The sequence below is a fragment of the Sphingobium boeckii genome, from assembly GCF_014199215.1.
GTDB lineage: Bacteria > Pseudomonadota > Alphaproteobacteria > Sphingomonadales > Sphingomonadaceae > Sphingobium_A > Sphingobium_A boeckii.
On record NZ_JACIJC010000003.1, the window covers coordinates 254593 to 277819 of the forward strand.

19 protein-coding genes are annotated in these 23227 nt (G+C 62.2%); 10 read left to right on the forward strand and 9 right to left on the reverse strand.

What is annotated here, in order from left to right; genetic code table 11:
* Window positions 1-38: 38 nt before the first annotated feature.
* Window positions 39-1646 carry an alpha-N-arabinofuranosidase gene (locus FHS49_RS09710; protein WP_246350555.1) on the forward strand — a complete coding sequence of 536 codons (1608 nt, stop codon included), beginning with the start codon at window positions 39-41 and terminating at the stop codon, window positions 1644-1646.
* Between the two features lie 4 nt (window positions 1647-1650).
* Here FHS49_RS09710 and FHS49_RS09715 read toward each other — a convergent pair whose 3' ends face one another.
* The gene (locus FHS49_RS09715; protein ID WP_184017867.1) at window positions 1651-2733 is read right to left on the reverse strand and encodes an alpha/beta hydrolase; all 1083 of its coding nucleotides are present in this window, start codon (window positions 2731-2733) and stop codon (window positions 1651-1653) included.
* A 349-nt stretch (window positions 2734-3082) separates the two neighbouring features.
* Here FHS49_RS09715 and FHS49_RS09720 point away from each other — a divergent pair, with 349 nt between their 5' ends.
* Genes FHS49_RS09720 through FHS49_RS09730 form a run of 3 tightly spaced genes read left to right on the forward strand, consistent with a single transcriptional unit; the run spans window position 3083 to window position 6533 of the window.
* Window positions 3083-4741 carry an AMP-binding protein gene (locus tag FHS49_RS09720; protein WP_184017869.1) on the forward strand — a complete coding sequence of 553 codons (1659 nt, stop codon included), beginning with the start codon at window positions 3083-3085 and terminating at the stop codon, window positions 4739-4741.
* Window positions 4738-5412, forward strand: a complete 675-nt coding sequence (locus FHS49_RS09725) for a nitroreductase (protein WP_184017871.1) — start codon at window positions 4738-4740, stop codon at window positions 5410-5412. The genes FHS49_RS09720 and FHS49_RS09725 overlap by 4 nt, the downstream gene beginning before the upstream one ends.
* 14 nt (window positions 5413-5426) lie before the next feature.
* Complete coding sequence (locus FHS49_RS09730) at window positions 5427-6533, forward strand: helix-turn-helix transcriptional regulator (protein ID WP_184017873.1); 1107 nt, start codon at window positions 5427-5429, stop codon at window positions 6531-6533.
* Here the strand turns inward: FHS49_RS09730 and FHS49_RS09735 are convergent.
* Window positions 6530-7438 (reverse strand): alpha/beta hydrolase, encoded by a 909-nt coding sequence (locus FHS49_RS09735; protein WP_184017875.1) that lies wholly within the window; start codon window positions 7436-7438, stop codon window positions 6530-6532. The two genes, FHS49_RS09730 and FHS49_RS09735, sit on opposite strands and share 4 nt — an antisense overlap.
* A 24-nt stretch (window positions 7439-7462) precedes the next feature.
* Window positions 7463-9103, reverse strand: a complete 1641-nt coding sequence (locus FHS49_RS09740) for a tannase/feruloyl esterase family alpha/beta hydrolase (RefSeq protein ID WP_184017877.1) — start codon at window positions 9101-9103, stop codon at window positions 7463-7465.
* 220 nt (window positions 9104-9323) lie between these two features.
* Between FHS49_RS09740 and FHS49_RS09745 the strand changes: the two genes are divergently transcribed.
* The 3 genes from FHS49_RS09745 to FHS49_RS09755 all read left to right on the forward strand — a co-directional run bounded on the left by FHS49_RS09745 (window position 9324) and on the right by FHS49_RS09755 (window position 13334).
* A complete protein-coding gene (locus FHS49_RS09745) occupies window positions 9324-9623 on the forward strand; it encodes a hypothetical protein (RefSeq protein ID WP_184017879.1) in 300 nt (99 codons plus the stop codon).
* A complete protein-coding gene (locus tag FHS49_RS09750; protein ID WP_184017881.1) occupies window positions 9620-12115 on the forward strand; it encodes a glycoside hydrolase family 2 TIM barrel-domain containing protein in 2496 nt (831 codons plus the stop codon). The genes FHS49_RS09745 and FHS49_RS09750 overlap by 4 nt, the downstream gene beginning before the upstream one ends.
* Window positions 12116-12242: 127 nt before the next feature.
* Entirely contained in the window at window positions 12243-13334 is a 1092-nt protein-coding gene (locus tag FHS49_RS09755) for a helix-turn-helix transcriptional regulator (RefSeq protein ID WP_184017883.1), read from the forward strand.
* A gap of 12 nt (window positions 13335-13346) precedes the next feature.
* Here the strand turns inward: FHS49_RS09755 and FHS49_RS09760 are convergent, their stop codons facing one another.
* The 6 genes from FHS49_RS09760 to FHS49_RS09785 all read right to left on the reverse strand — a co-directional run bounded on the left by FHS49_RS09760 (window position 13347) and on the right by FHS49_RS09785 (window position 20295).
* The gene (locus FHS49_RS09760) at window positions 13347-14564 is read right to left on the reverse strand and encodes an MFS transporter (RefSeq protein WP_184017886.1); all 1218 of its coding nucleotides are present in this window, start codon (window positions 14562-14564) and stop codon (window positions 13347-13349) included.
* A 23-nt stretch (window positions 14565-14587) separates the two neighbouring features.
* On the reverse strand, window positions 14588-15328 hold the full coding sequence (locus tag FHS49_RS09765; RefSeq protein ID WP_184017888.1) for an SDR family NAD(P)-dependent oxidoreductase: 741 nt from the start codon (window positions 15326-15328) through the stop codon (window positions 14588-14590).
* 12 nt (window positions 15329-15340) lie between these two features.
* Entirely contained in the window at window positions 15341-16297 is a 957-nt protein-coding gene (locus FHS49_RS09770) for an alpha/beta hydrolase (protein WP_221240460.1), read from the reverse strand.
* A gap of 2 nt (window positions 16298-16299) precedes the next feature.
* Window positions 16300-16455, reverse strand: coding sequence for a hypothetical protein (locus tag FHS49_RS09775; RefSeq protein ID WP_184017890.1), 156 nt, complete (start codon window positions 16453-16455; stop codon window positions 16300-16302).
* A 290-nt stretch (window positions 16456-16745) separates the two neighbouring features.
* Entirely contained in the window at window positions 16746-19166 is a 2421-nt protein-coding gene (locus FHS49_RS09780; protein WP_343052953.1) for a TonB-dependent receptor, read from the reverse strand.
* A gap of 160 nt (window positions 19167-19326) precedes the next feature.
* Window positions 19327-20295, reverse strand: a complete 969-nt coding sequence (locus tag FHS49_RS09785; RefSeq protein ID WP_184017892.1) for a sugar phosphate isomerase/epimerase family protein — start codon at window positions 20293-20295, stop codon at window positions 19327-19329.
* 283 nt (window positions 20296-20578) lie between these two features.
* Here FHS49_RS09785 and FHS49_RS09790 point away from each other — a divergent pair, with 283 nt between their 5' ends.
* From FHS49_RS09790 to FHS49_RS09800, 3 genes are read left to right on the forward strand one after another with little or no spacing between them, the layout of a single operon-like run.
* Window positions 20579-20980 (forward strand): c-type cytochrome, encoded by a 402-nt coding sequence (locus FHS49_RS09790; protein WP_246350557.1) that lies wholly within the window; start codon window positions 20579-20581, stop codon window positions 20978-20980.
* 8 nt (window positions 20981-20988) lie between these two features.
* Window positions 20989-22140 carry a Gfo/Idh/MocA family protein gene (locus FHS49_RS09795; protein ID WP_221240461.1) on the forward strand — a complete coding sequence of 384 codons (1152 nt, stop codon included), beginning with the start codon at window positions 20989-20991 and terminating at the stop codon, window positions 22138-22140.
* An 11-nt stretch (window positions 22141-22151) separates the two neighbouring features.
* Window positions 22152-23204 carry a sugar phosphate isomerase/epimerase family protein gene (locus tag FHS49_RS09800; RefSeq protein WP_184018600.1) on the forward strand — a complete coding sequence of 351 codons (1053 nt, stop codon included), beginning with the start codon at window positions 22152-22154 and terminating at the stop codon, window positions 23202-23204.
* The last annotated feature ends 23 nt before the right edge of the window (window positions 23205-23227 follow it).

Sequence of the window (23227 nt, forward strand, 5' to 3'; positions counted from 1 at the left end):
AAAATGATCGGCTGCGCCGGCGATGATGGAAGAGCGACATGAATCTGAAAAACATCTGCATGATATTCGCGCTGGCGATCCCGGCCCTGCCGGTGCCCGTGGCTGCGCAGGAACGCGCGCCCGTTGCGACCGTGGTCATCCAGCCCGACAAGACCAGCCCCGTGATCAATCGCGATATCTTCGGCCAATTCGCCGAACATCTGGGCGAGGGCATTTATGGCGGCGTCTGGGTTGGCAAGGAGTCCAAGATCCCCAATGTCCGTGGCATCCGCAGCGATGTCGTGGCTGCATTGCGCGCCATCAAGGTGCCCGTGGTCCGCTGGCCGGGCGGCTGCTTTGCCGACGAATATAATTGGCGCAACGGCATCGGCCCGGCCACGAAGCGGGTCGAGACCGTCAATGGCAATTGGGGCAATGTGATCGAGCCCAACAGCTTTGGCACGCATGAGTTCATGGACTTGCTCGATCAGATCGGCAGCGAGGCCTATATCAACGTCAATCTGGGCACCGGAACGCCGCGCGAGGCGGCGGATTGGCTCGAATATATGACGACCGACCAGCCCTCCGCGCTGGGCAAGGAGCGCGCCGCCAACGGGCGCAAGGCACCCTATCGCATCAAATATCTCGGCATCGGCAACGAAAGCTGGGCCTGTGGCGGCAATATGTCGGCCGACCATTATGTCGAGGAATTGAAGCAATATTCAACCTTCGTGCGCAACCTCAATCCTGCGCAGGATCCGCCCCATCGCTATGTCCGCGGCCCGAAGCAAATGCAGCGAATCGCGGTCGGGCCGGAGGATGACAAACCCGAATATACCGAGGCGGTGATGAAGGCGTGGCAGAGCACGCGGCCGTGGCGCTGGGGTTTCGAAGGCCTGTCGCTGCACCATTACACGATGGGTGCCACGCCGATGTCGAGCCCCGCGACCGGTTTCGACGCGCAGGATTATGCCGTGTTCGTGCAACAGACATTCGGCATGGATACGCTGATCGCGCAGCACGCGGCGATCATGGACAAATATGATCCCGAAAAGAAGGTCGCGATGGTTGTGGACGAATGGGGCACCTGGCTGGGCCCCATGGCCGATACCAACCCCCGCTTCCTCAAGCAGCAAAACTCGTTGCGCGACGCGATCCTCGCCTCGCTCAATCTCAACATTTTCGCGCGCCACGCCGATCGGGTGCGCATGGCCAATATCGCGCAGATGGTGAATGTTCTTCAGGCGATGATCCTGACGGACAAGGAGAAGATGCTGCTGACCCCGACCTATCACATCTTCAAAATGTATCTGCCGTTCCAGGATGCGCAATTGACGCCGCTTACGCTGGAAACCGGCACCTATCGGTCCGGCAAGATCGGGGTGCCTCAGGTGGACGGGGTGGCGGCCCAGAAGGATGGCGTGGTCTGGCTGGCGCTGACGAACATCGATCCCGATCAGTCGGTGAGCGTGCGCACCAGCATAAAGGGAAAGGCGGTGCGCCAGGCGGTCGGACACGTCCTCACGGCGGACAAGATCGATTCGATCAACACGTTCGATCGCCCTGCGGCTGTTGCGCCTCAGCCTTTCTCCGCCAAGGCCGAGGGGGACACGCTGTCCCTCACCCTGCCCGCGCGCTCGGTCACGGTTGTCAGGCTCGATCCCTGAGCGATCAGATCGTCGCTGGCAATCCGAAGGCACGGCGCAGCGCATTCAGCTTGGCTGATGTGAACTGCTTTGCAATCGAGGTCTCGGGCGCAATCGCATCAAAGCCATGAAAGGCGCCGGGCACGACGTTAAGCTCCGTCGAGACGCCGGCGTCTGCCAGGCGACGTGCAAAAGCGATGTCCTCGTCGACAAACAGGTCGATCGCGCCAACGCCGATGAACGTCGGCGGCAGGCCGGCGAGATTGAGCGTGCGAGCGGGCACGGCATCGGCGGGGACCGAATCCCCGCCCGGCTCCTGGCCAAGCAACGAGCGCCAGCCGAAGACATTGTCATGCGCACGCCATCCGATGAAGCCGACATGACCGGGCGTCTTGCGCGACGATCCCGTGCGATCATCAAGCATCGGATAGACCAGCATTTGAAAGGCGATCGGCACTTCCCCTCTGTCGCGCGATGCGATCGCCAGCAACGCCGCATGACCACCACCGGCGCTCTCGCCCATCACGGCGATCTTCGCGCGATCCGCGCCAAGTTCAGCCGCATTGGCATAGAGCCATTTCAGGCCCGCATAATTATCATCGAGCGCGCCCTGCCAGCGCGTTTCCGGCGCGAGGCGATATTCGACGGTGACGATCACGCAATCCAGACTATGCGCGATATCCTGAAGATCGCGGATGCTATCCTTGGCAGACCCCAGAATGAAGCCCCCGCCGTGCATGTGCAATATGGCGGGGCGCGTGGTGCCCGCTCTGGCATTGATGATATAGACCGCAACATCGGGCGCGTTGCGAGCGCCGGGAATGCGCCGCTCCGTCACCGAGACATCCGATCGCGCCTCCTTTGTCAGTGATCCCGCCATGCCGCGAAGCTGGGGCAGCATTGCGTTGGAGAAGGAGAAGCCTTCGGGCATCGTCGGCATACGCTTCGCCGCTTCCACCAATTCGGGATGGATCATTTTGCGCGGGTTGACGGCTTCGGGCGAGGCTGCCTTTGCCGCAACCAAAGCCATGGCACCGGGAGACGCCGCCACGGCGAGCGCCACCGCGCCGCTTGCCTTCACCACATTGCGTCTGCTGACATCGCTCATTGCTTGGCCTCTCCCAGGAACGGTTTATCTCTGTCAAATGGCGCAGATCCATAACTTGATCGCGCGAACATGCTCATCCACAGCCCTGTCGATCATATTTTCGGACGGCCTTGCACTACCTACTGATGTTTCAGTAGAGAGCGCAAGAGAATGACTTCAGCGGTTGCCAGGATAGGGAGCATGGTTGCCCAGACCGATATGTCCCGCTTGATCCGTGCCTCATTTCGCGGCTTGATAGTCTCAGCCGCGAAAAAATTGGCTTGCCGGCGATCGAATAGTTACCTCAGCACCATCCGTCGCGCGATCGCTGCCAGCGCGACGTCTTCACATCGCAATTGATAGGTTGATCATGTCAAATTCCATAAATGCCATCTCGACTGATGAACGCATCGCGACATTGCTCGCGCGATACGCCTCGCCCGACGCCTGCGCCGCCGATCTGTTGTGCGACCGGCATGATCCCGCGGCACTGGTTTACCGCATCATCGCTGGCGACATGTCCTTTCGCGACATCACTTATGGAGAATTGCGCACCGAATCCGAGCATCTGGCCGGCGCGCTCCACGCGCTTGGCATCGGAGCGGGTGACCGCGTGGCGACGCTGATGGGCAAAAGCCGCGCCTATCTGGTGACGCTCGTGGCGATATGGCGTCTCGGTGCCGTGCACGTCCCGCTGTTCACCGCCTTCGCTCCGGCCGCCATCGCCTATCGCCTGCTCGGCAGCCAGGCGAAAGCCGTGGTGTGCGATGCTGCGCAGCAATCCAAGCTCGCGCCGGGCGCTGACATACCCGTCGATGCCCCGTGGCAGGTGATCACCACCGGCACCGAAGGCACGCAGGCGCTCACGTTCGACGCGCTCATGGCAAGCCGTGCGCCGGCGCCGCCGCGCGTGGCGGTCGGCGGCGATGCGCCGTTTATCCACATCTACACTTCGGGCACCACGGGCAATCCCAAGGGCGTCGTCGTGCCGCTCCGCGCGCTCGCCGCATTTCATGCTTATGCCGAATTCGGGCATGGGCTGCGCCCCGACGACATCTTCTGGTGCGCGGCCGATCCCGGCTGGGCCTATGGGCTGTATTTCGGCATTCTCGCCACGCTCATGACCGGAACGAAGGGCATCCTCTACGAAGGCGGATTTTCGCCTGAGGCGACCATGGCGATCCTCGCCGGACACGGCGTCACCAATTTCGCTGCGGCCCCCACCGTCTACCGTGCCCTGCGCAGCGCCGACATCACCGCCCCCGCGCCGCTGAGCCTGCGCCGTGCTTCAAGCGCGGGCGAACCCCTGACGCCGGACGTGAATGCCTGGGCTGAAACCGCGCTGGGCGTCACCGTCCACGATCATTATGGGCAGACGGAAGCGGGCATGTTGATCAACAATCATCACAATCCTGCCGTGGCGCGCCCGATCAAGGCCGGGTCCATGGGGCAGCCGATGCCTGGCTGGACTGCGGTCGTCCTGCGCGAAGACAGCGACACCCCCGCGGCGGTCAACGAAGTCGGGCGCGTTGCGATGGATATGGCGCAAAGCCCCCTGGCCTGGTTCCAGGGCTATGAAGGCGCGCCAGCCAAGACCGCCGAAAAATTCACCGAGGATCGCGCCTGGTATCTGACGGGCGATGTCGGCCGGATGGACGAAGACGGCTATTTCCACTTTTCGTCGCGCGACGATGACGTGATCATCATGGCGGGCTATCGGATCGGGCCGTTCGAAGTGGAATCCGCGATCGCCAGCCACGCCTGCGTCGCGGAGACCGCGGTCATCGCCGTGCCGGACGAGGTGCGCGGCGAAGTGATCGAGGCGTTTGTCGTTCTCAACCCCGGCCATGTGGCGTCGCCGGAACTGGAGCGCGAAATTCAGCAATGGGTGAAAACCAATTTCGCCGCCCATGCTTATCCCCGCACCGTGCATTTCGCAGAAACGCTTCCCAAGACACCGAGCGGCAAGATCCAGCGCTTCATCCTCAAGCAGCAGCGTCAGCAGGAACTGGCGAAGTCTGCGCAATGACGGGATCGATATCAGCGCTCGATGCCGTGAAAGGCCGCCGCTCGGTTCGGCGTTTTCTGCCGGACCCGGTTTCGGAACCGGTGATCGAGGCGATCCTGCAGGCTTCGTCGCGGGCGGCCTCGGGCACCAACATCCAGCCATGGCTGGTGCACGTCGTCACGGGCAAGACGCGCGACAGTCTTTCCAGCGCGGTGCTTCGCGCCGCCGAAGCGGAGGAGACCAGCCTCGAATATCCCTATCTCCCCGCCCGCCTCAAGGAGCCCTATCTTTCCCGGCGGAGAAAGGTCGGCTTCGATCTCTATGCGCTTTACGGCATCGATCGGCACGACATGCCGGCGCGCAAGGCGGCGATGATGCGCAATTTCGATTTCTTCGGCGCTCCGGTGGGCCTGTTTTTCACCATGGAGCGCGATATGCCGCAGGGCGCGTGGCTGGATTGCGGCATGTTCATGCAGAATGTCATGATCACCGCCCGTGCTTATGGACTGGAGACATGTCCGCAACAGGCCTGGTGCGATTTCGGCGCGGTGGTCCATGCCGAATTGGGCATTCCAGACGATCACATCCTGCTATCCGGCATGGCGCTGGGCACCATCGATCCCTCGGCACCGGAAAACACGCTGGTGAGCGAACGCGCCGGGGTTGATGAATTTGGCACATGGCATCGATGAGCAGTCCATAACCGATGGACATTGACGCCGAGGACAGGCTTGTGGCCGCGCTCTTCGATGGCGTGGCGGAAACGCCGTTGTGGAAGACGTTTCTGGAACAATTGCGAAGCCTGACCGGCGCTGACTTTGCCACGCTCATCTTCAATCCGCCTGGGCGGCCGATGGACGACGCGCTCCAGCTTCTTTCGGCAGAGAGCGCCACGGCCGTTTCAGGCCGGTTCATTCCCACGCAAGCTGCGCCCGCTCCGCGAATGCCAAGCCAGGCCGAAGGCAGACCCTATGCACTGCCCGAACTGCTGGAAATCTACACGCCCGCTGAGGTAGATTATTATTGCGAGATACTGGACCGGAACAAGATCAGCGCCATCCGGCAAATGCGGGTCCGTGAAAAGACCGGAGTAGACGCCTGGCTCACGATCGCGCGCCAGAATGCCGATTTCAGCGAGAGCGACGATGCGTTGCTGGTCAGGATTGCACCGCTGTTACGCGGCGTTCTCCAACTGTACGTGGCTATGGAGCGCGAGCGTTTTGCAGCTTCTCTCACCGCCGAAGCCGTGCGGCGTCTGCAATTCGGCTGGATTTCCCTTGGCCCCGATGGCCATATCATCGATTGCGATCAGCAAGGCGCGCTTGTGCTGGACAATTCCCAGGTGCTCAGCCGGAATTCCAGCGGCAAATTGATGGCGTCGCCCCGCAAACTCGAGCGCGAAATTTATGCCGCCTTGGAGCGCATCGTCCAAATCCCGTCGAGCCGGCCGCGCGCGATGACGCTGAACCGGGAACCGTGGCTGGATATGCTGCTGGTGCCGGCGGGCCGCAGCACCGCGACCTCCCGCCATGAGGCTTGCGCCATCGCGTATGTGCACGGCGACAATTGGCACGCGAGCGACCGGCATGAGCAGCTCGGAGAATTATTCGGCCTGTCGCCGCGGGAGTCGCGGCTCGCGCTGGCCATCAGCCGCGGCATGAACCTGACCGAAGCCGCGGCGGAATTCGGACTGACGGTGACCACCGCGCGCACCTATTCGAAATCAATCTATTCAAAGACAGGCGCGCGCGGCCTTCCCGATCTGGTCCGGATCGTCATGCGCAGCGTATTGGCGATCGCGCCGCACGATTAAGGCGCTTTCGGCGCGCCCATCCAGCCATGCGACCGAAGCCAGGCCTCATAGGCCGTGATCCAGCCGTCCACCGGCTTGTTCTTCTTCATCATACCGAAGCCATGCCCGCCGCTTTCATAGATATGCAGCTCCGCCGGCAAATTGGCCGCGGTCCAGCGCGTGAAGATGTTGATGCTTTCGCCCGCGGGCACCGCATTATCATCCTGCGTCACAGCGATGAACAAGGGAGGGCCACCCACTGGTGGCCCCTTGTCGAGCATGGCACCGTAGATCGGCGCTGCGAAATTGGGCCGATCGGCCGCGGACTCATTCGTGGCCATAGCCATGGTGGTGATCGCACCGGCCGAGAAACCGATCATGCCAAGCCGATCGGGCGCAATCGCGAAACGGGCGGCATTGGCCCGCAGGAAACGGATGGACTGGGTGGCGTCGGCATAGGCATTGGCGCGTCCTGGCAGGAAGCTGTCGGCAAATTCCCTGAAGCGCTCGGCATTCTTCCGCAGATCCTGGGGCATCTTGAAACCCGCGATCGGGCGGACCCGATATTTGAGCACGAAGGCCGTGATGCCGCGTTCGGCCAGCCAAAGCGCGACCATTTCGCCCTCATGCGTCATCGCCAGCGTCTGAAAGCCACCGCCGGGCACGACGATCATCGCAGTGCCGTTCGCGGTTTCAGCTTTGGGCCGGTAGACCGTCAAGGTCGGCACGGTGACGTTGCTGACCATGCTGATGGGCGCTGCACCCGGCAGCTTCACCGGGCTATCTGTCTCCGGACCTTTCCAATCTTCCGTGCCTGGCGCCTGCCCCGGCCATATCTTCACGATTTCCGGGGTTGGAGCCGACTGGGCATAAGCGGGGGAGGCAATCACCGAAACGTGCAGAATGGCGATCAATCCGAGTGTCAATTTCTGGAAAATCATCAACTGTTCCTATTTGCAATGATAGCTGGAGGCGCGATCGGCATCCGCGCCGGATTGGAGCACGGCCCGTTTCGGATAGGCGCACAGCAGACGCTGTTTTTCCGGTCCGCTCGCCTTGATGCCCATCAGGCCGCCGATACCACGCCGGGCGACCAATGTTTCGGGCTTGCGGCCGTTTTCGACCCAGGCCTGCAGTGCGGAGACGACGCTGCGTTCGGGCGTGTCGCCCTGTTGCGGTGCATTCATCTGGCCGAATGATCCCGGGCCGGTGCCCCCCATGCAATGCTGCATTCCGGGCACCATGAACAATTGCGAAGAAGCCTTCGCGCGCGCGCCCGATTGCTTCAGCATCGCCTTATGATATTGCAGCGTCGCTTCGGGTGGGATCGCGGCATCGGCCCAGCCATGCCACAGGATAAGCTTGCCGCCACGCGCGAAGAAACGCTTCAGATTGGGCGATGCGTCGAGATCAGCCGACAATGCCGATTTCAGGCGCGCTGGATCGGTGTTGAAGTTGAAGGTTTCGGGCGTGGCGAACGGAGTCTGGACAAGATCACGCAAAAGCCCGGAGACCAATGTGTCGCCACCAGGCTTGCTGTCGCCCCTCAGAAGATAGCCCTCCCAGCCAAGCTGCGGAGATGGCGTTCCCACCTCGGCCCCACTCGGAAGATAGGCACCCGCCACCGGCCGGCCTTTCGCATCGCGCGGGCCGGCATAGATTTTCTGGAGCGCGGTCACCTGCGCCGGCGCGAAGCATTGCGCTGATTTCGAGGTGCCGCACGCCAGTTTCGAGGCGTCGAATTTGCACTGTCGCGGATCGGCGACCAGCCCGTCGATCTGTCCGTCCACAGTGTCGCATTGGCGCACCACTTCCTCCTGGATCAGCGCGGCCTGCTTGGGACGAATGGCCGAGCCGGGCGGAAGCTGCGCCTGGATCGGATTGATCATCGCGATCGCCAGATCGGTCCAGCTTGCCGCGGGCGCGCCAGCAACCACGCCATCATAATCCTCGGGAAAGCGCGAGGCTTCGATCAGCGCCTGTCGCCCGCCGCCGGAGCAGCCGACGAAATAGGAGCGATCGGCGTCCCGGCCGTAGAAGGCCTTGACGAGCTGCTTGCCGGCCACCGTGGAAAGGTGGGTCGCGCGCCAGCCATAATCGCGCACGCGCTGCGGATTTCCCTTGGCCCAGGTGCTGTCCATCGGCGATCCCTGATGGCCGGAATCCGTGGCCACGGCGGCCTGCCCGGCCCTGACCGCAAGGCCCAAGGTCATCGAATCGATCGAACCGGCATAGCCGCCCAGGCCGACGCCATAGAATCGTCCGTCCCATCCCGCGCTCGGCATCCACACCTCGAAGCGGATATCCGAACCCGCCTCGGGCACGATCTTGCCGGCGACGCGGCAGAATGCGGGCATGGCCGTGGACGCCACCGCAGGCTGCGCCACGGCGCTCAGGATTTCGACGTTGGCCAACTTCTGCCCGGTCAATGCCGCGCATTGCTGATCGCTAATGCCTGCAGGCTGCGCCGATTTGACGGTATCTTTAGTGGCCGGCGCACTTGCACCGGCGGGCACGGACCAGCCGCCCGTAGCCAATGGCAGCAGCGCCAGGCCCGAAGCGCAAAGCGCGAAATATCGAAACCTCATCATTGCCCTCTCTCAACATCTGTCCCAGCCGCGTTTCCGCGCTGACCGCGGATGTTTCCCCGCATCGCATGGCACTGTTTCCCATCCAGAGCTCACTTTGAATGCCTACACCAGACGACGAGGACGAAGCATCTCCATTTGGAGATGCTCATGCCGTTTGACGCGTTGTAGACCAGCCGATGCGCAGCGGCGATTTCGCTGGAATCCGCACGAGAGGATGATCATGGAAACGCCCATTTACCCCCCTGCTGCGGCCTATGAAGCCCCTGTCGTGCGCCCCTATGTGCTGAGCGCCGATGGCTGTTCGGTTGCAGAGCTGATGGCGAATCCGGCGGCTTGGGCGGTGATGCTGAAATATATGCCAAGCATCGGCTTCATCACGCAGATACCGGAAACGAAGAAATTGCTCGATAATATGACGGTGGTGGACTTCGCCGTCTTCGGGCCGCCGGTGGATCCGAAGACGCTGGCCACGATCAATGCCGAATTGGCGCAAATTCCGTCGACGGGAGCTGCTCGGTGAGCAAGACTGGATTCCCGCTCGATCGTCGCGAGCTTCTCATTTCGGCGGTCGGCGTGGCTGCCACCGCCCTCCCCGCCGCTGCGCCCGCAAAATCGCGCAGCACCAAGGCCATCTCCCTTGGCCGGAACCAGGCATTCAATCTGGGCTGGCGCTTCCATCGCGGCATCGGCGACGGGTTCGATGCCGCCGCCCTGGACGATTCCGGCTGGCGCACGCTCGATCTTCCGCACGATTGGAGCATCGAGGATCTGCAACCCGATGCCGGCGACCCCGCCCGCATTCGCGGCCCGTTCGATCAAAAATCCGCCGGCCGCACCGATACCGGTTTCACCATCGGGGGCGAAGGCTGGTATCGCAAACGCTTCCAACTGGAAAAGTCCAAGGCTGGACGCGTGGAGATCCATTTCGAAGGCGTCTATATGGATAGCGACGTCTGGATCAACGGCCACAAGATCGGCAATCATCGCAACGGCTACACGCCCTTCGCTTATGATCTGACGCCCTTCCTGGCTGCTGACGGGAACAATCTGATCGCTGTCCACGCGCGCAATCTGGGCCACAATGCGCGCTGGTATGCGGGATCGGGCATTTACCGCAATGTGTGGCTGGACGTGACCGCCGAGCCGGCGCGTCTGGATCGCTGGGGCGTCCAGATCGTCACGCGCCGTCTGGTAGACGGCATCGCGTCGATCGAGATCGAAAGCGCGGTCCATGATTTGCCCCCCGGCCTCACGCTGCACACCCGCGTCCGTGATGCCGCGGGCCGCACGATGTGGGAAGGCAGCGCCCCTGCCACCGCGCTCGTGCGACAGACGCTGTCGATCGCAGCCGCACGATTGTGGTCGCCCGATCAGCCCAATCTCTACACGGCCACCACCCAATTGCGCCGTGGATCGCGCACGCTTGATACCATGGACACGCCCTTTGGCGTCCGCGTGATCGCGTTCGACACCGCGACGGGGATGACGGTCAACGGCGTTCCCACCAAATTGCGCGGCGGGTGCATCCATCACGATCACGGCATCATCGGATCGGCGGCGTTCGACGACGCCGAGCAGCGCAAGGTGTCCTTGCTCAAGGCGCGCGGCTATAATGCAGTCCGCCCCTCGCACATCCCCTTCTCTCCCGCTTTCCTGCGCGCCTGCGACGTTCAAGGCGTGATGGTGATTTGCGAAGCGTTCGATTTGTGGCGCGAACCCAAGACGCCCGACGATTTCTCAACCTTCTTCGAGCGCGACTGGAAGAAGGATCTCGATACGATCGTCCGTTCGATGCGCAATCACGCCAGCATCGTCATGTGGAGCATCGGCAACGAAATCCCCGGTCGCGACAAGCCCGCAGGCATCGAACTGCAATGGCAACTCGCCAATGCCGTGCATCGCCTCGATCCGACCCGGGCGGTCACCGCCGCGATCCACGGCTTTGCCGGCCATGTCGCAACCACCTCCGAAAAAGCGTCCCGGGCCGGCGCTGCCGGCACGACCGATCGGACCAGCACCGCTTTTCTCGATGTGATCGGATATAATTACAAGCTTGCCGATTATGAAGCGGATCATGCGCGCTTCCCCCAGCGGGTCTTTTACGGATCGGAAAGCTTTCCCAAGGAGATGTTCGCAATCTGGGAGAAAACCGAAAAGTCTCCGTGGCTGATCGGCGATTTCGTCTGGACGGCGATGGATTATCTGGGAGAGGCCGGGATCGGCGGCAGTGAATTCCTGCCCGCCGGCACCCCGCGCATTCCTCCATCGTGCTGGCCCTGGATCAATGCCTATTGCGGCGATATCGATCTGATCGGCAATCAAAAGGCAGCGTCTTTCGCACGCGACGTTTTATGGGGCGTCAGCGCGCTGGAAGTGGCGGTCCAGCGGCCCGCGCCTGAAGGGACCGAAGAGCTGCTGCGCTTCTGGGGATGGTCTGACGAGCTGCCAAGCTGGACCTGGCCGGTCGAACCCGGTCGCCCGCTGGCCGTTCGCGCCTACAGCGCGGGAGACAAGATCGCATTGGAACTAAACGGTCGTCAGATCGCGGTGCGTGCGCTCACGCCCTCTGATCACAAGCTTGCCGATTTCACCGTGCCTTATGCGCCCGGCGCATTGGTGGCGATCGCTTATCGCGACGGTGTCGAGATCGGACGGCGACGGCTGGAGACCATTGGTGCCCCGGCGGCGGTGCGGCTTCGTACCGAGCGCAGCGACCGATCTGCGGGGCGGCAGGCGCTCACCTATGTCTCGGCCGAGGTCGTGGACGCGCAGGGCCGGATCATTCCGGAAGGCGATCACGAAATCGCGGTTTCGGTTCAAGGTGCGGGCGAATTGCTCGCCTTTGGCAGCGCCAACCCCATGGCCGTCGGCAGCTATCGATCGGGCAAAGCCAAAGCATGGCGGGGGCGTGCGCTTGCCGTGATCCGGGGTTCGGATCACGCAGGAAAGGTGATCGTCACCGCGCACGCGGAAGGGCTGAAAGACAGCATGGTCTCGTTCCGCCTCGGCTGACGCGATCGCCGCGAAGCGCGCCATTGCCCGCGGCAGGGCAATGCCATAGATACGGGGCGATAGAGCACCCCTTATGCGGGCATGGCGCGGGAGAGCGAGCTTGCATTCCACCCAGGATCAAGATGGTTTGATCTCGGCCATCATGGATGGCGCGTTCGAAGACCCGCCATGGTCGCGGTTTCTGGATCAACTGCGCCGCTTGACCGGGGCCGATTTCGCGACGCTTCTCTTTCGCCCGCATGAGCGGCCCCTGGCCGAAGCGGTCCACCTCTTTTCGGGGGATATTCCGGTGCCTTCCGTCGATCAGGTTTACGGAAGCCATTTGGGCGGCCTCGAAGCCTTGACCGATCTGAAGCTGGAAGAAGGCCGGGTCTATGCGTTTGACGAACTCTATCCCCCCAATAGCAGCAAACATAGCGGCAAGTTCTACCAAGAGGTCATCGCCGCTAGCGGGATCACGGCGTGCCGGATGGTCCGGGTCATGGAGCCGACCGGCGTCAGCGCCTGGCTGACGATCTCGCGCCGGATGGACGATTTCCTGCCGGCCGACGAAGCACTGCTGCTGACCATTGCCCCCATCATGCGAGGCGTTCTGCGGCTATACGTCGCGCTCGAAAGCGCGCGCTTCTCGGCTTCAGTCACCGGAGACGCCATGCGGCGTCTCTATTTCGCCTGGATGACGCTGGATGCCCGCGGACATCTGGTCGAATACGATCATGAAGCCGGCCGCGCGATGACGATGTCAGGCGTGCTGAGCAAAGGGGCTAACAGCCGTCTGGTCATTGAGCCCGCATCGCTCGCACGGACGATCCTAGACGCCATCGAAGCGATCGCCGACGATCCGAAGGCCAGACCGCGCGCCTTCATTCTGAGCCAAGATCCTTGGCTGGACATGCTTCTGGTCCCGATGACGCATAACCGGATCTCAGCACATCCCCGTGCAGTTGCCATCGCCTATGTCCATGGCGATAGCTGGCACGCCGAGGATCGATGCGAGCAACTCACCCAGCTTTTCGGCCTCTCCAACGGCGAGGCGCGGCTGGCGCTGGCGCTGAGCCGCGGCATGTCGATCGAGGAGGCTGCGACGGCATTGGGGATCACCGTGGGCACGTCGCGCAAGCGATCCAAGGCGATCTATGCGAAGACCGGCGCCCGTGGCCTGCCGGACCTCATCCGCATCATCATGCGCAGCGTGATCGCACTGGCCCCGCGCGATTAGCGCCGGACTCGATCACGCAACGGCTGGCTGATCCGGCGCGGCCTCCGCGGGCGGCGAGGCCGGGAGCCAGAGCAGCAGGATGCTGCCGACGAGCACCGCTATGGCGGTCGCCACCAGAAAGGCACCGAACCCGCCGGTGAGCTTGATCGCGATGCTGAGCGCGATCGCCCCGATGGACGACGATATCGCGATCGCGGCGGTCATCATGCCCATCACGCTGCCATAGACCCGAACGCCGAAGTTGCGGACCACCAGATAGCCGACCACATCGCCCTCCGCCCCGAAGGACAGGCCGATGAGCAGGACGGCGATCATCAGCACGATCTGCGCGTCGAAGCTCGACGCAATCAAAAGCAATCCAATCGCGGGCAGGCCCAGCCCCACCGCGGCAACCAGATGCGCGGGCAAACGATCCAGCGCCAGCCCGCTGGCGAACCGGCCAACGAGCACGCCTGTGGCGAAGATCGAAATCATGGCGGAGATCCCGGCTGTAGAAACCCCATTATCGAGAAGCACCAGATTGAGCTGAGTCAGCGCGATCACCTGCGGCAGATTGCACAGCAACATCGCGCCGAGCAGCACCCAGAAGCCCCGATTGCGGAAGATCTCTGCATAATCCGCCTTGGCGCGTGGCGGACGGGCCTCCGACGGCTTCTTGTCGGATGGCAGCAACAACAGCGCCGCGGCACCGGCGATGGTCGAGAAGGCCACGAGCACGAGATAGCCCGCGCGCCAGCCATGCGCTTCGACGAAATTGTTGAGGAGCGGTCCGCCAACAGCCCCGCTCAGCGCCGGCCCGGAGGCCACGATCGCGAGCGCCAGCCCGCGCGTGCGGATGACATATTGAACGACCGTCCGGCTATAGACGGTGGCCGTGGTCGTGACGCAGAGAATCCCCTGGAACAGGAACAAAGCGATATAGGTGCTGATGGCACCATTCATCGCATAGAGCCCCAGAAATGCCAGCGGCATGGCCGTGACGCCGATCATGGCGGTGCGGCGAACGCCGATCATGTCGGTCAATCGGCCCACAAAGGGGAAGATGGCGACGCTGACGAGGCCAAGGCTGCTGATCAGGGCGAATTCGGATCTCGACCAGCCAAATTCCTGCAGCAGATGCGGCGCCATGATCGTCGTCACATAATTGGTGATCGAAAACCCGCAGCCCAGGCCGATCGTGGCGGCGACAAGCGGACGCCACTGCGTGCGTAACTCGGTCAAATATCCCACAGGGCTTCCTTATCGCTGACGGATCAGCCGAGATATCGGCCGCCATTCACGCTCAGTGTATGACCCGTAACATAGTCGGCGTCATCCGAGGCCAGGTAAGCCACCGCAGCGGCGATATTCTCCGGCCGGCCCGGACGTTTCATCGGCGTGGTGGGCGCGAAGGCGTCGATATTCACCGGCGCTTCGCGCAGCCCCTCGGTGTTCACGAACCCCGGCGGCACGTTGTTCACGGTAATCCCGCTATTGGCATATTCCATCGCCAGCGCTTTGGTGAAGCCGATGACGCCCCCTTTCGACGCCACATAATGCGCCATCGCCGGCGCGCCGGTCTGGGCGGAGGAAGAGGATATGTTGATGATCCGTCCCCAGCCGGCCGCCAGCATATCGGGAATGATCGCCTTGCAGCACAGAAACGGGCCCTTGAGATTGATGGCCATCAGATCATCCCAGATTTCCTCGGTGATATCCTGAAAGGGCACGAAGGGCGACAGCGCGGCATTGTTGACCAGGATCGACACCGGGCCGAGTTCGGCGTGCGTCTGAGCCACGCCCCGAGCGATTTCGTCGGCCTTGGCGGAATTGGCCTGCACCGCGATCGCGGAGCCGCCGGCTTCGCGGATCATCCGGGCGGTCTCCTCGGCACCGGCACCGTTCAGATCCCACACCGAAATCGCCGCACCACCTTGCGCCAGACGCAGGCTGATCGCCCGTCCCAGCCCCCGCGCGGCCCCGGTGACAACGGCAATTTTCCCTTTGAGCGACATGGTCTGTGATCCTTAAAGCGAGGCGCGCAGCGCGCGCTGCAATGCGTTGATGGAATTGTCATGCGCCCGCAGCGTCAGCGCGGCGTTGGCGGCGAGTTCGAAGCCATGATAGGCGCCGGGATAAAGGTGCAGTTCGACCGGTACCCCGGCACGCATCAACCGGCGCGCATAGTCGAGATTTTCCTCTGCGAAGAGATCGAGCGCGCCCACAGCGATATAAGCGCCGGGCAGACCCGCCAGATCCTCCGCGCGCGCCGCGGCCGCATAAGGCGACACGCCCTCCGACCCCGCCGGCTGCCCGAGCAGGGATGACCAGGCGAAGCGATTGGAGCGCGCCGAATGAATGAATTGCCCCGCATAGGGGTTTGCGGTGTCCGGCCCGGTGCGATCGTCGAGCATGGGGTAAATCAAATGCTGATGCACCAGCGGAACCTCGCCGCGATCCCTGGCGAGAAGCGCGAGCGCTGCGGCCAGGCCGCCGCCCGCGCTTTCGCCGGCCACCGCGATGCGCGCCGGATCCACGCCCAGCGATGCGGCATTGTCATGCAGCCAGCGCAGCGCAGCATAGCAATCTTCGATCGGCCCGGGATGCGGCGTCTCCGGTGCCAGGCGATAATCGACGGACACCACCACGCAGCCCGCTTCCAGGGCCATCAGGCTGTTGGGGGTTTGCATCGCCTTGGCAGACCCGAGGAGGAATGCCCCTCCGTGCAAATACAGCACGGCCGGCAGGATTTCCGTCAGTGCCTTTGGCCTGATGATCAGGACCGGAACGTCATGCCCCGCGAGCGCGCTGATCGTCCGGCGCTCAACCCTGACCTCATTCATCGTCGGCTGCGCGCGCAGTTCCGTCATATGCGCGATCTGCAAGCGGATATCCGGAAGCGTTTCAGCCGAAAATTCGATGTCTGGAATAAGCGCGAGCCCCGGAAGCAGTTCCGGATCGACGAGATGACGGCTGTCCACCATATCTAGGGCTGACCATCGTGCGGCGCGGCGACGATCGCATCGGCCGCAGCATCGAATATGCTGCGCAAGAATGGGCGATCGACCATATTCTGCATCCTCATGCTCCGGGGGTGCGCCTGCTGCGGGTTCGTGCCGAACAGGTCGTCATATTCACGCATCGTTACGGGCGATGCCAAGTATAAGGAGTTGTCATAGCTTTGAAAATTAAGCAGCCCCCATATGGGGCTAATGTCGCGCAGCAACTTGCGCTAGACAGTCACCACGACTCTCCCCTGAGAGCCGTTCCTCGCGGCCCGGATCATATCCGGGCCGTTTTTTTGTGCACTTTTGCTGCGCCCACAGAAAAGGGAGCTCCGCACGCGGAACTCCCTGATCGTGATTTCAAAAATGTGAAGATGCCACATCGACAGCACAAGCCATGATTATGCGCTGTCGATGTGACTCCGGCTTAGCGTGACCCGAAAGCGAACCGGAAATTGAGCCCGAATTCGCGCGGTGCCGTCGTGCTGATCTGCGCATAGCTGCTGGTGGCGGTCGCGGCGACTGCGGTGAATGACGGGCTCAGTTGCTGATAATTCGTAACCGCTGGCAGGCCGCGATTGGTTACTTCGGTCTTGTCGAGAATGTTCTTCGCATAAAGCGACAATTCCCACTGACCATCGGGAGCGCGGACGCCGGTGAAGACGTTGAGCAGGCCATAGGCATCGACCTGATCGAAGGCATAGCCCGGATCGCCCTGCGAGCGCCCGTTGAACGACAGCAGCCCTCTCAGGAAACCATCCACCTTGGGCGAGATCGAATGACGATATTCGCTCTGGATCGTAGCGGAGAAAGGCGACTGGAAGGACGAGCGTTGCGTTACGCGGCAACCGGACACATTGTTCGCCCCCACAACAGCTTGCAGTGCAGCAAGCGACGGCGGTGCGGTCAGGCCATCGTTGACGCCATCGCCGTTGAGATCCGTGCAGGCCACGAGGCCGTTCTTGATCTTGCCCAGCGCATAGCTGCCGTTGATGCCGATGTTCCATTCAGGCGTGATGGCGAAGCTGAGTTCCGCTTCGACGCCATTCACTTCGACGGGGACAGCCGCACCGAAATTGACTGCACTGACGCCCGGTGTGGTCGTGACCACGCCATTGCTGACCGTGGCGGTGTAATTGACATAATAGATGCCCGTCGGTGCACGATATGCGTAATTCTTGAACGTCTGATGATAGGCCGTCGCGTTCAGGCGGAGACGATTGTCCAGCCAGGAACTCTTGAAGCCGATTTCATAGGAGCGCGATGTTTCGGTGGGCAGATCAGAAAACGCCATCTGGAAAGGTGATTTCAGGGCGCTGAAATCGCCGATCAGATTGGGGCCGATACGTCGCGACGTTCCGGTCATGGCATAGACCATGAAATCAGGCGTAAAATTGTGCTTGATCGACGCCACATAGACCCAACCCTTGTCATCCTTGGCGGGTGTCAGCGTTGTGTTGCCGGCGATGATAAGGCGGCCGACCGGATTGTGGGAATCGATGTGGCGGAGACCGCCGGACAGTTCGGTGGACTCGCCGAGATGGACGGTGAGGTTTCCGAAGATCGACTCTTCCGTGATCGCGCCGTCACGCAAGGAACTGATCGGAGTCTGCGCGATCGTCGCAATGCCGCCACCAAAGGAAGCGGGAAGCAGAACCGGCGTCTGCTGCGTGAGATTGGTCGCGGCTTTCATCGATGAATTATAATAGCCGACGACATAATCGACCATGTCGAACAGGCGCTCTTCATTCTGCAACCGCACTTCATGCGTGCTCTGCCGCGAACTTGTATTGACGGTCTGATTGAAATCACGACCGACGAGGAAGTTCGCACTGTCCTGATTGGTGATCGAGGTCACATCGAATCTGTTGTGCCCACCCTGATAGATCAGCCGCTGGCCGGCCAGAGCCACTTCGGCGCGCCAGTTATAAATTTCGAACTTCTGGTCGATGTAGGTCGGCGTCTCCTGGATCGAGAGACGATCCTTGGCGGTGATGACCCCCACGCTTGGCAACGCGCCCGCTACGGCGACGGGGAACGTCTCATATTGCGCAAAACTGCGGACATTGCGGTCAGTCCGCTGATAAACGCCTTCAAGACGCAGCCAATCCGCCGGCGTCACGAGCACGCTGGCACGGCCGCCTTGGGTTTTCGAATAAGGATCCCGAGCGTCGCCACGGGTCTCGATCGTGCGGACGCGATTTCCTTCATTGGTATCCAGCGCACCGGCGATACGGATCGCGGCGATGCCGGGAATGATGGGAACGCCAACCGCGCCATTGACGTTGATCGTGCCGATATCGTTGCCGGTTGCCTGAACGTAGCCACCGAATTCTTCCAGATCAGGCTTCCGCGTCGTAACGACGATCGCACCCGATGGCGCGGAAATGCCACGCAACGTGCCCTGCGGGCCACGCTCGACGGAGACCTGACCCACGTCATACATCGTCTGGAGCACTACGCTGGCCTCCACCGGCGCGTCGTTCAAATAGAATGCCGCGCTGGGCGGTGCACCGGTATTGATGTCATATTGAACGCCGCGAAGCTGGGCGCTGCCGCCGACGCCGTTCGCTTCGGTGCGCAATTGCAGGCCGGGGATGAGTGTCTGGACGTCCCTACCGTCGCGAATGTTGAGGTTTTCCAAGGTCGAGGCGGTCACCACATTGACCGTCAAAGGAATATCCTGAACGTCTTCTTCGCGCCGACGCGCGGTTACGATGATGGCTTCGTTGGCGGCGGGCTCTGACGCAGCAGGCTCAGCCACCGCGCCATCCTGCGCGAATGCAGGCGCTGCGATCGACAGCAAGCTAACACTCGTCAACGCGAGCGCACGGAAAATCTTCATCATTCCTCCCCTTTTTTTATAGTCCGAGTTTATTACCCGCCCAGATCACCACAGACGACCCCCATTTGGGGGTATTGGATGCGCAAACCCGCGCGTGACCGTGGCAAATGCGGGCTGTCCGCTGTAAAGTGCGCGCGCGTTGCCGGCGCGGTGACCATCCCTCTCATGCCTTCAGGGCCGTCAGGAAATCCGCCGAACGACGTGCCGCCTCCATACGCGGAATCGTAAAGGGCGGCTCTTGCTCAACATAGAAATTGCGCACCCCTGCCTTGTAGGCCGCGGGCAATATGCGCGCCCAATCCAGGACGCCGCTGCCCACTTCGGCAGGCTTCATCGAAAGCGCGAAATTCTGCGTATTCCCCGCAGCCACGTCCTTTACGTGCATTTGCAGAACGCGTCCGGCGTGCTTGCGCAGAAAGGCCACGGGATCGAGCCCGGCCGTAGCGATCCAGCCGGCATCGACTTCGAAGTGGATCAGATCCCGATCGCATTCGGCCATCAAAATATCCCATCCGGTCGTGCCCGCGACGGGCGCAAATTCCAGATTGTGATTGTGATAGCCCAGGCGAATGCCGAACGGCTTCAAGGCGGCGGCTCGCTCATTGAGCATCGAAGCGGTGCGCTTCCATATATCCGGCCCCGCCTCAATCATCGCCCGGCCGATGGCGCTCTGGAACGTCTCGCCCTTTTCCGGCTTGATATTGGCGGGAAAGATCATGATCGGCATCACGGCCTTGTCCGCGCCCAGCGCTTTCAGGCTCGCGGCTATCTCTTCAACCGGGCTGGTGAGCATCAGGCCCGTGCCTTTGCCGAATGCCCCGGCGGCCAGATGAAGGCTGCTGATCGCAACGCCCGCACGATCGGCGGCGGCGCGGATATCGGCGGGGCTGCGGCCATAAAGGCCCGGCAGTTCGATATCCCGATACCCAAAGGCCGAGACACGGGCGAAGGTGGCGTCGATATCCTTCCCCGCCTCGTCGCCCAATGTATAAAGCTGCAATCCGAGGGGACGGCCGATGCGATCGAAGAAGGACCGCGTGGGTCGGGCGACCGCGCCCGACTGCAACAGGCCCATCGCGCCCACCGCGGAGAGGCCGGTGATGAACGAGCGGCGACTCGATTCGATGAACATCGGCGATTCCTCTCTCTGACCCTTGCGCCTCCGGGCATCGCGCGCCCGAAATCCGTAGAAAACTAATTGAACTTGTGAGTTTGTTATATTTCGTCTCAATATGCGATCAACCGATTGTTTGAGGGATGGCACGGCATCGCTGGAGCGAAGTCACGTCATCTTTCGCCTTGACCGCAGACGGCCAACCCGCTTATCGAACTCGCCGGTTCGAATAAGGGCATAGCGGGTTTCGGTTGAATTGAATCCGGTTATCTGCGGAAATGATGCCTCATTTGGAGAGAGAATGATACGCCCCCTGCTCTTGTCTGCCTCAGCGCTCACCTTGATGGGCGCGGTCGCTTTTCCCCTCTCGATCGTCGCCGGTTCGGCGACGGCGAGCGCGCAAACACCCGCCAATGGTGAAACGCTGTTCCGCCAACGCTGCCAGACCTGTCACTCCGTCGCGGTCGGCGGAAAGGCCGGCGTCGGGCCGAATTTGCGGGGCGTGGTCGGGCGGAACGCCGCGGCGACTGCTTTCAAATATTCGCCGGCTCTGCAGAAATCCAAAGTGACGTGGACCAAGGCCAATCTCGATCGCTATCTCACCGCCCCTACCCGCATGGTGCCGGGCACGCGGATGGTCATTTCGGTCACGGACGCCGGCCAGCGGGCCGCGCTGGTCCAATATCTGTCCCAGACGCGATAGGTCTGGCGATGACACCCATTCGCTATGGCATGATCGGCGGCGGGCAAGGTGCCTTTATCGGCGGCGTCCACCGCACCGCGGCGGCGATCGCGGGCCAGTGGCAATTGGTGGCCGGGGCGTTTTCCTCGACCCCGGAAAAATCGCGCGCCTCCGGTGCCGAAATCGGCGTGCCGGCGGATCGCACCTATGGATCATGGGCTGAGATGCTGGAGCGCGAGAAGGCGCTGCCGGCGGACCAGCGCATCGAAGTCGTCGCCATCGTCACGCCCAACCACATGCACGCCCCACCCGCGATCGCTGCGCTGGAGGCCGGATTCGATGTGATCATAGATAAGCCGCTGGCGGATACGCTGGCGAATGCGCAATCCATCGCCGATGCCGCGGCGCGCAGCGGACGCAAGATCGCCGTCACGCACACCTATACCGGCTATCCCTTGGTCAAACAGGCGCGCGCCATGATCGCGAGCGGCGAATTGGGCGCGGTGCGGCGCGTGATGGTCAAATATACGCAGGACTGGCTGTCTCGTGCCGACGACATCGCCGGCAACAAGCAGGCCGAATGGCGCGTGGACCCGGCGCGGTCCGGCGAGGCCGGTGCCTTTGGCGATATCGGCACCCATGCCGCCAATCTGGTGGAATTCATCACCGGCGAGCGGATCGCCGCGATCTGTGCCGAACTCAACATGCTGCCCGGCCGCCGGATCGACGATGACGGCGCGGCGCTGTTCCGCCTGTCTGGCGGCGGCAAGGGAACGCTCACCGCGAGCCAGGTTTGCGTGGGCGATGCCAACGATCTTGCCATTTCCGTCTATTGCGCGGACGCCAGCCTGCACTGGCGGCAGGAAGAGCCCAATACGCTGACGGTCGGCCGGCGCGATCGCCCCACCGAATTGTGGAATGCCGGTGCCAATCGCGCCTATCTGCCCGCGGACCTGCTTGCGATCCAGCGCACGCCGGGCGGCCATCCCGAAGGCTATCTCGAAGCGTTCGCGAATATCTATGCCGCCTTCGGCCGTGCGATCCGCGGCATCGCCAGCGACAGTGGCGAGCCTGGCTTTGCGACGATGGACGATGCGATCGCCGGCATGAAATTCATTCGCGCCAGCCTTGAATCGAGCCGCCAGGGTGCTGTGTGGGTCGATCTTTCGACAATTTCCTGAAGGAGCATATGATGAAAGGTCCGGCTATCTTCCTCGCCCAGTTCGCTGGAGACGTGGCGCCGTTCAATACGCTGGACTCCATCACGAAATGGGTGGCCGGCCTTGGCTATAAGGGCGTCCAGATCCCGAGCTGGGATACGCGCTTCATCGATCTGAAGCTGGCTGCAGAGAGCCAGGATTATGTCGACGAGATCAAGGGCGTGTGTGCGCACAATGGCGTCGAAGTGTCTGAGCTTGCCTCGCATCTGCAGGGGCAGCTTGTCGCCACCCACCCCGCTTTCGACACCCAGTTCGACGGCTTTGCCCCAGCGGCGCTTCACGGCAAACCGGCAGAACGCCAGCAATGGGCTGTGGAGCAGGTCAAGCTCGCCGCCCGCGCCAGTCGCCGCTTTGGTCTGAAAAACCACGCCACCTTTTCAGGCGCGTTGATGTGGCACATGTTTTATCCTTGGCCGCAGCGTCCGGCCGGGCTGGTGGAAGCCGGCTTTGCCGAACTCGGCCGCCGCTGGAAACCGATCCTCGATGTGTTCGAGGATGAGGGCGTCAATGCCTGTTATGAATTGCATCCCGGCGAAGACCTGCACGACGGCGTGACCTTCGAGCGCTTCCTCGAGGCCGTGGACAATCATCCGCGCGCCAACATTCTCTATGATCCGTCGCATTTCCTGCTGCAGCAACTCGATTATCTCGCGTTCATCGATATCTATCATGATCGCATCAAGGCCTTCCATGTGAAGGATGCCGAGTTCCGCCCCAACGGTCGTGCGGGTGTCTATGGTTCCTATTCCAATTGGGTCGAACGGCCCGGGCGCTTCCGGTCGCTGGGCGACGGACAGATCGATTTCGGCGGAATCTTCTCCAAATTCACGCAATATGGCTATGATGGCTGGGCCGTGCTGGAATGGGAATGCGCGCTCAAACATCCCGAGCAGGGCGCCGCCGAGGGCGCGCCCTTCATCGCACGTCACATGATCCGCAAGGCGGAAAAGGCGTTCGATGATTTCGCCGGCACGGGCGCGGATGATGCGATCATTCGCGGGGCGCTCGGCCTGAGCGCTACCTGAAACAAAGATAACGACAAAAACGA

Coding starts and splice junctions, on each gene's coding strand:
- FHS49_RS09710 (WP_246350555.1), top strand. CDS start 39: ATGAATCTGAAAAACATCTGCATGATATTCGCGCTGGCGATCCCGGCC.
- FHS49_RS09715 (WP_184017867.1), bottom strand. CDS start 2,733: ATGAGCGATGTCAGCAGACGCAATGTGGTGAAGGCAAGCGGCGCGGTG.
- FHS49_RS09720 (WP_184017869.1), top strand. CDS start 3,083: ATGTCAAATTCCATAAATGCCATCTCGACTGATGAACGCATCGCGACA.
- FHS49_RS09725 (WP_184017871.1), top strand. CDS start 4,738: ATGACGGGATCGATATCAGCGCTCGATGCCGTGAAAGGCCGCCGCTCG.
- FHS49_RS09730 (WP_184017873.1), top strand. CDS start 5,427: ATGGACATTGACGCCGAGGACAGGCTTGTGGCCGCGCTCTTCGATGGC.
- FHS49_RS09740 (WP_184017877.1), bottom strand. CDS start 9,103: ATGATGAGGTTTCGATATTTCGCGCTTTGCGCTTCGGGCCTGGCGCTG.
- FHS49_RS09745 (WP_184017879.1), top strand. CDS start 9,324: ATGGAAACGCCCATTTACCCCCCTGCTGCGGCCTATGAAGCCCCTGTC.
- FHS49_RS09765 (WP_184017888.1), bottom strand. CDS start 15,328: ATGTCGCTCAAAGGGAAAATTGCCGTTGTCACCGGGGCCGCGCGGGGG.
- FHS49_RS09770 (WP_221240460.1), bottom strand. CDS start 16,297: ATGGTGGACAGCCGTCATCTCGTCGATCCGGAACTGCTTCCGGGGCTC.
- FHS49_RS09775 (WP_184017890.1), bottom strand. CDS start 16,455: ATGCGTGAATATGACGACCTGTTCGGCACGAACCCGCAGCAGGCGCAC.
- FHS49_RS09780 (WP_343052953.1), bottom strand. CDS start 19,166: ATGATGAAGATTTTCCGTGCGCTCGCGTTGACGAGTGTTAGCTTGCTG.
- FHS49_RS09785 (WP_184017892.1), bottom strand. CDS start 20,295: ATGTTCATCGAATCGAGTCGCCGCTCGTTCATCACCGGCCTCTCCGCG.
- FHS49_RS09790 (WP_246350557.1), top strand. CDS start 20,579: ATGATACGCCCCCTGCTCTTGTCTGCCTCAGCGCTCACCTTGATGGGC.
- FHS49_RS09795 (WP_221240461.1), top strand. CDS start 20,989: ATGACACCCATTCGCTATGGCATGATCGGCGGCGGGCAAGGTGCCTTT.
- FHS49_RS09800 (WP_184018600.1), top strand. CDS start 22,152: ATGAAAGGTCCGGCTATCTTCCTCGCCCAGTTCGCTGGAGACGTGGCG.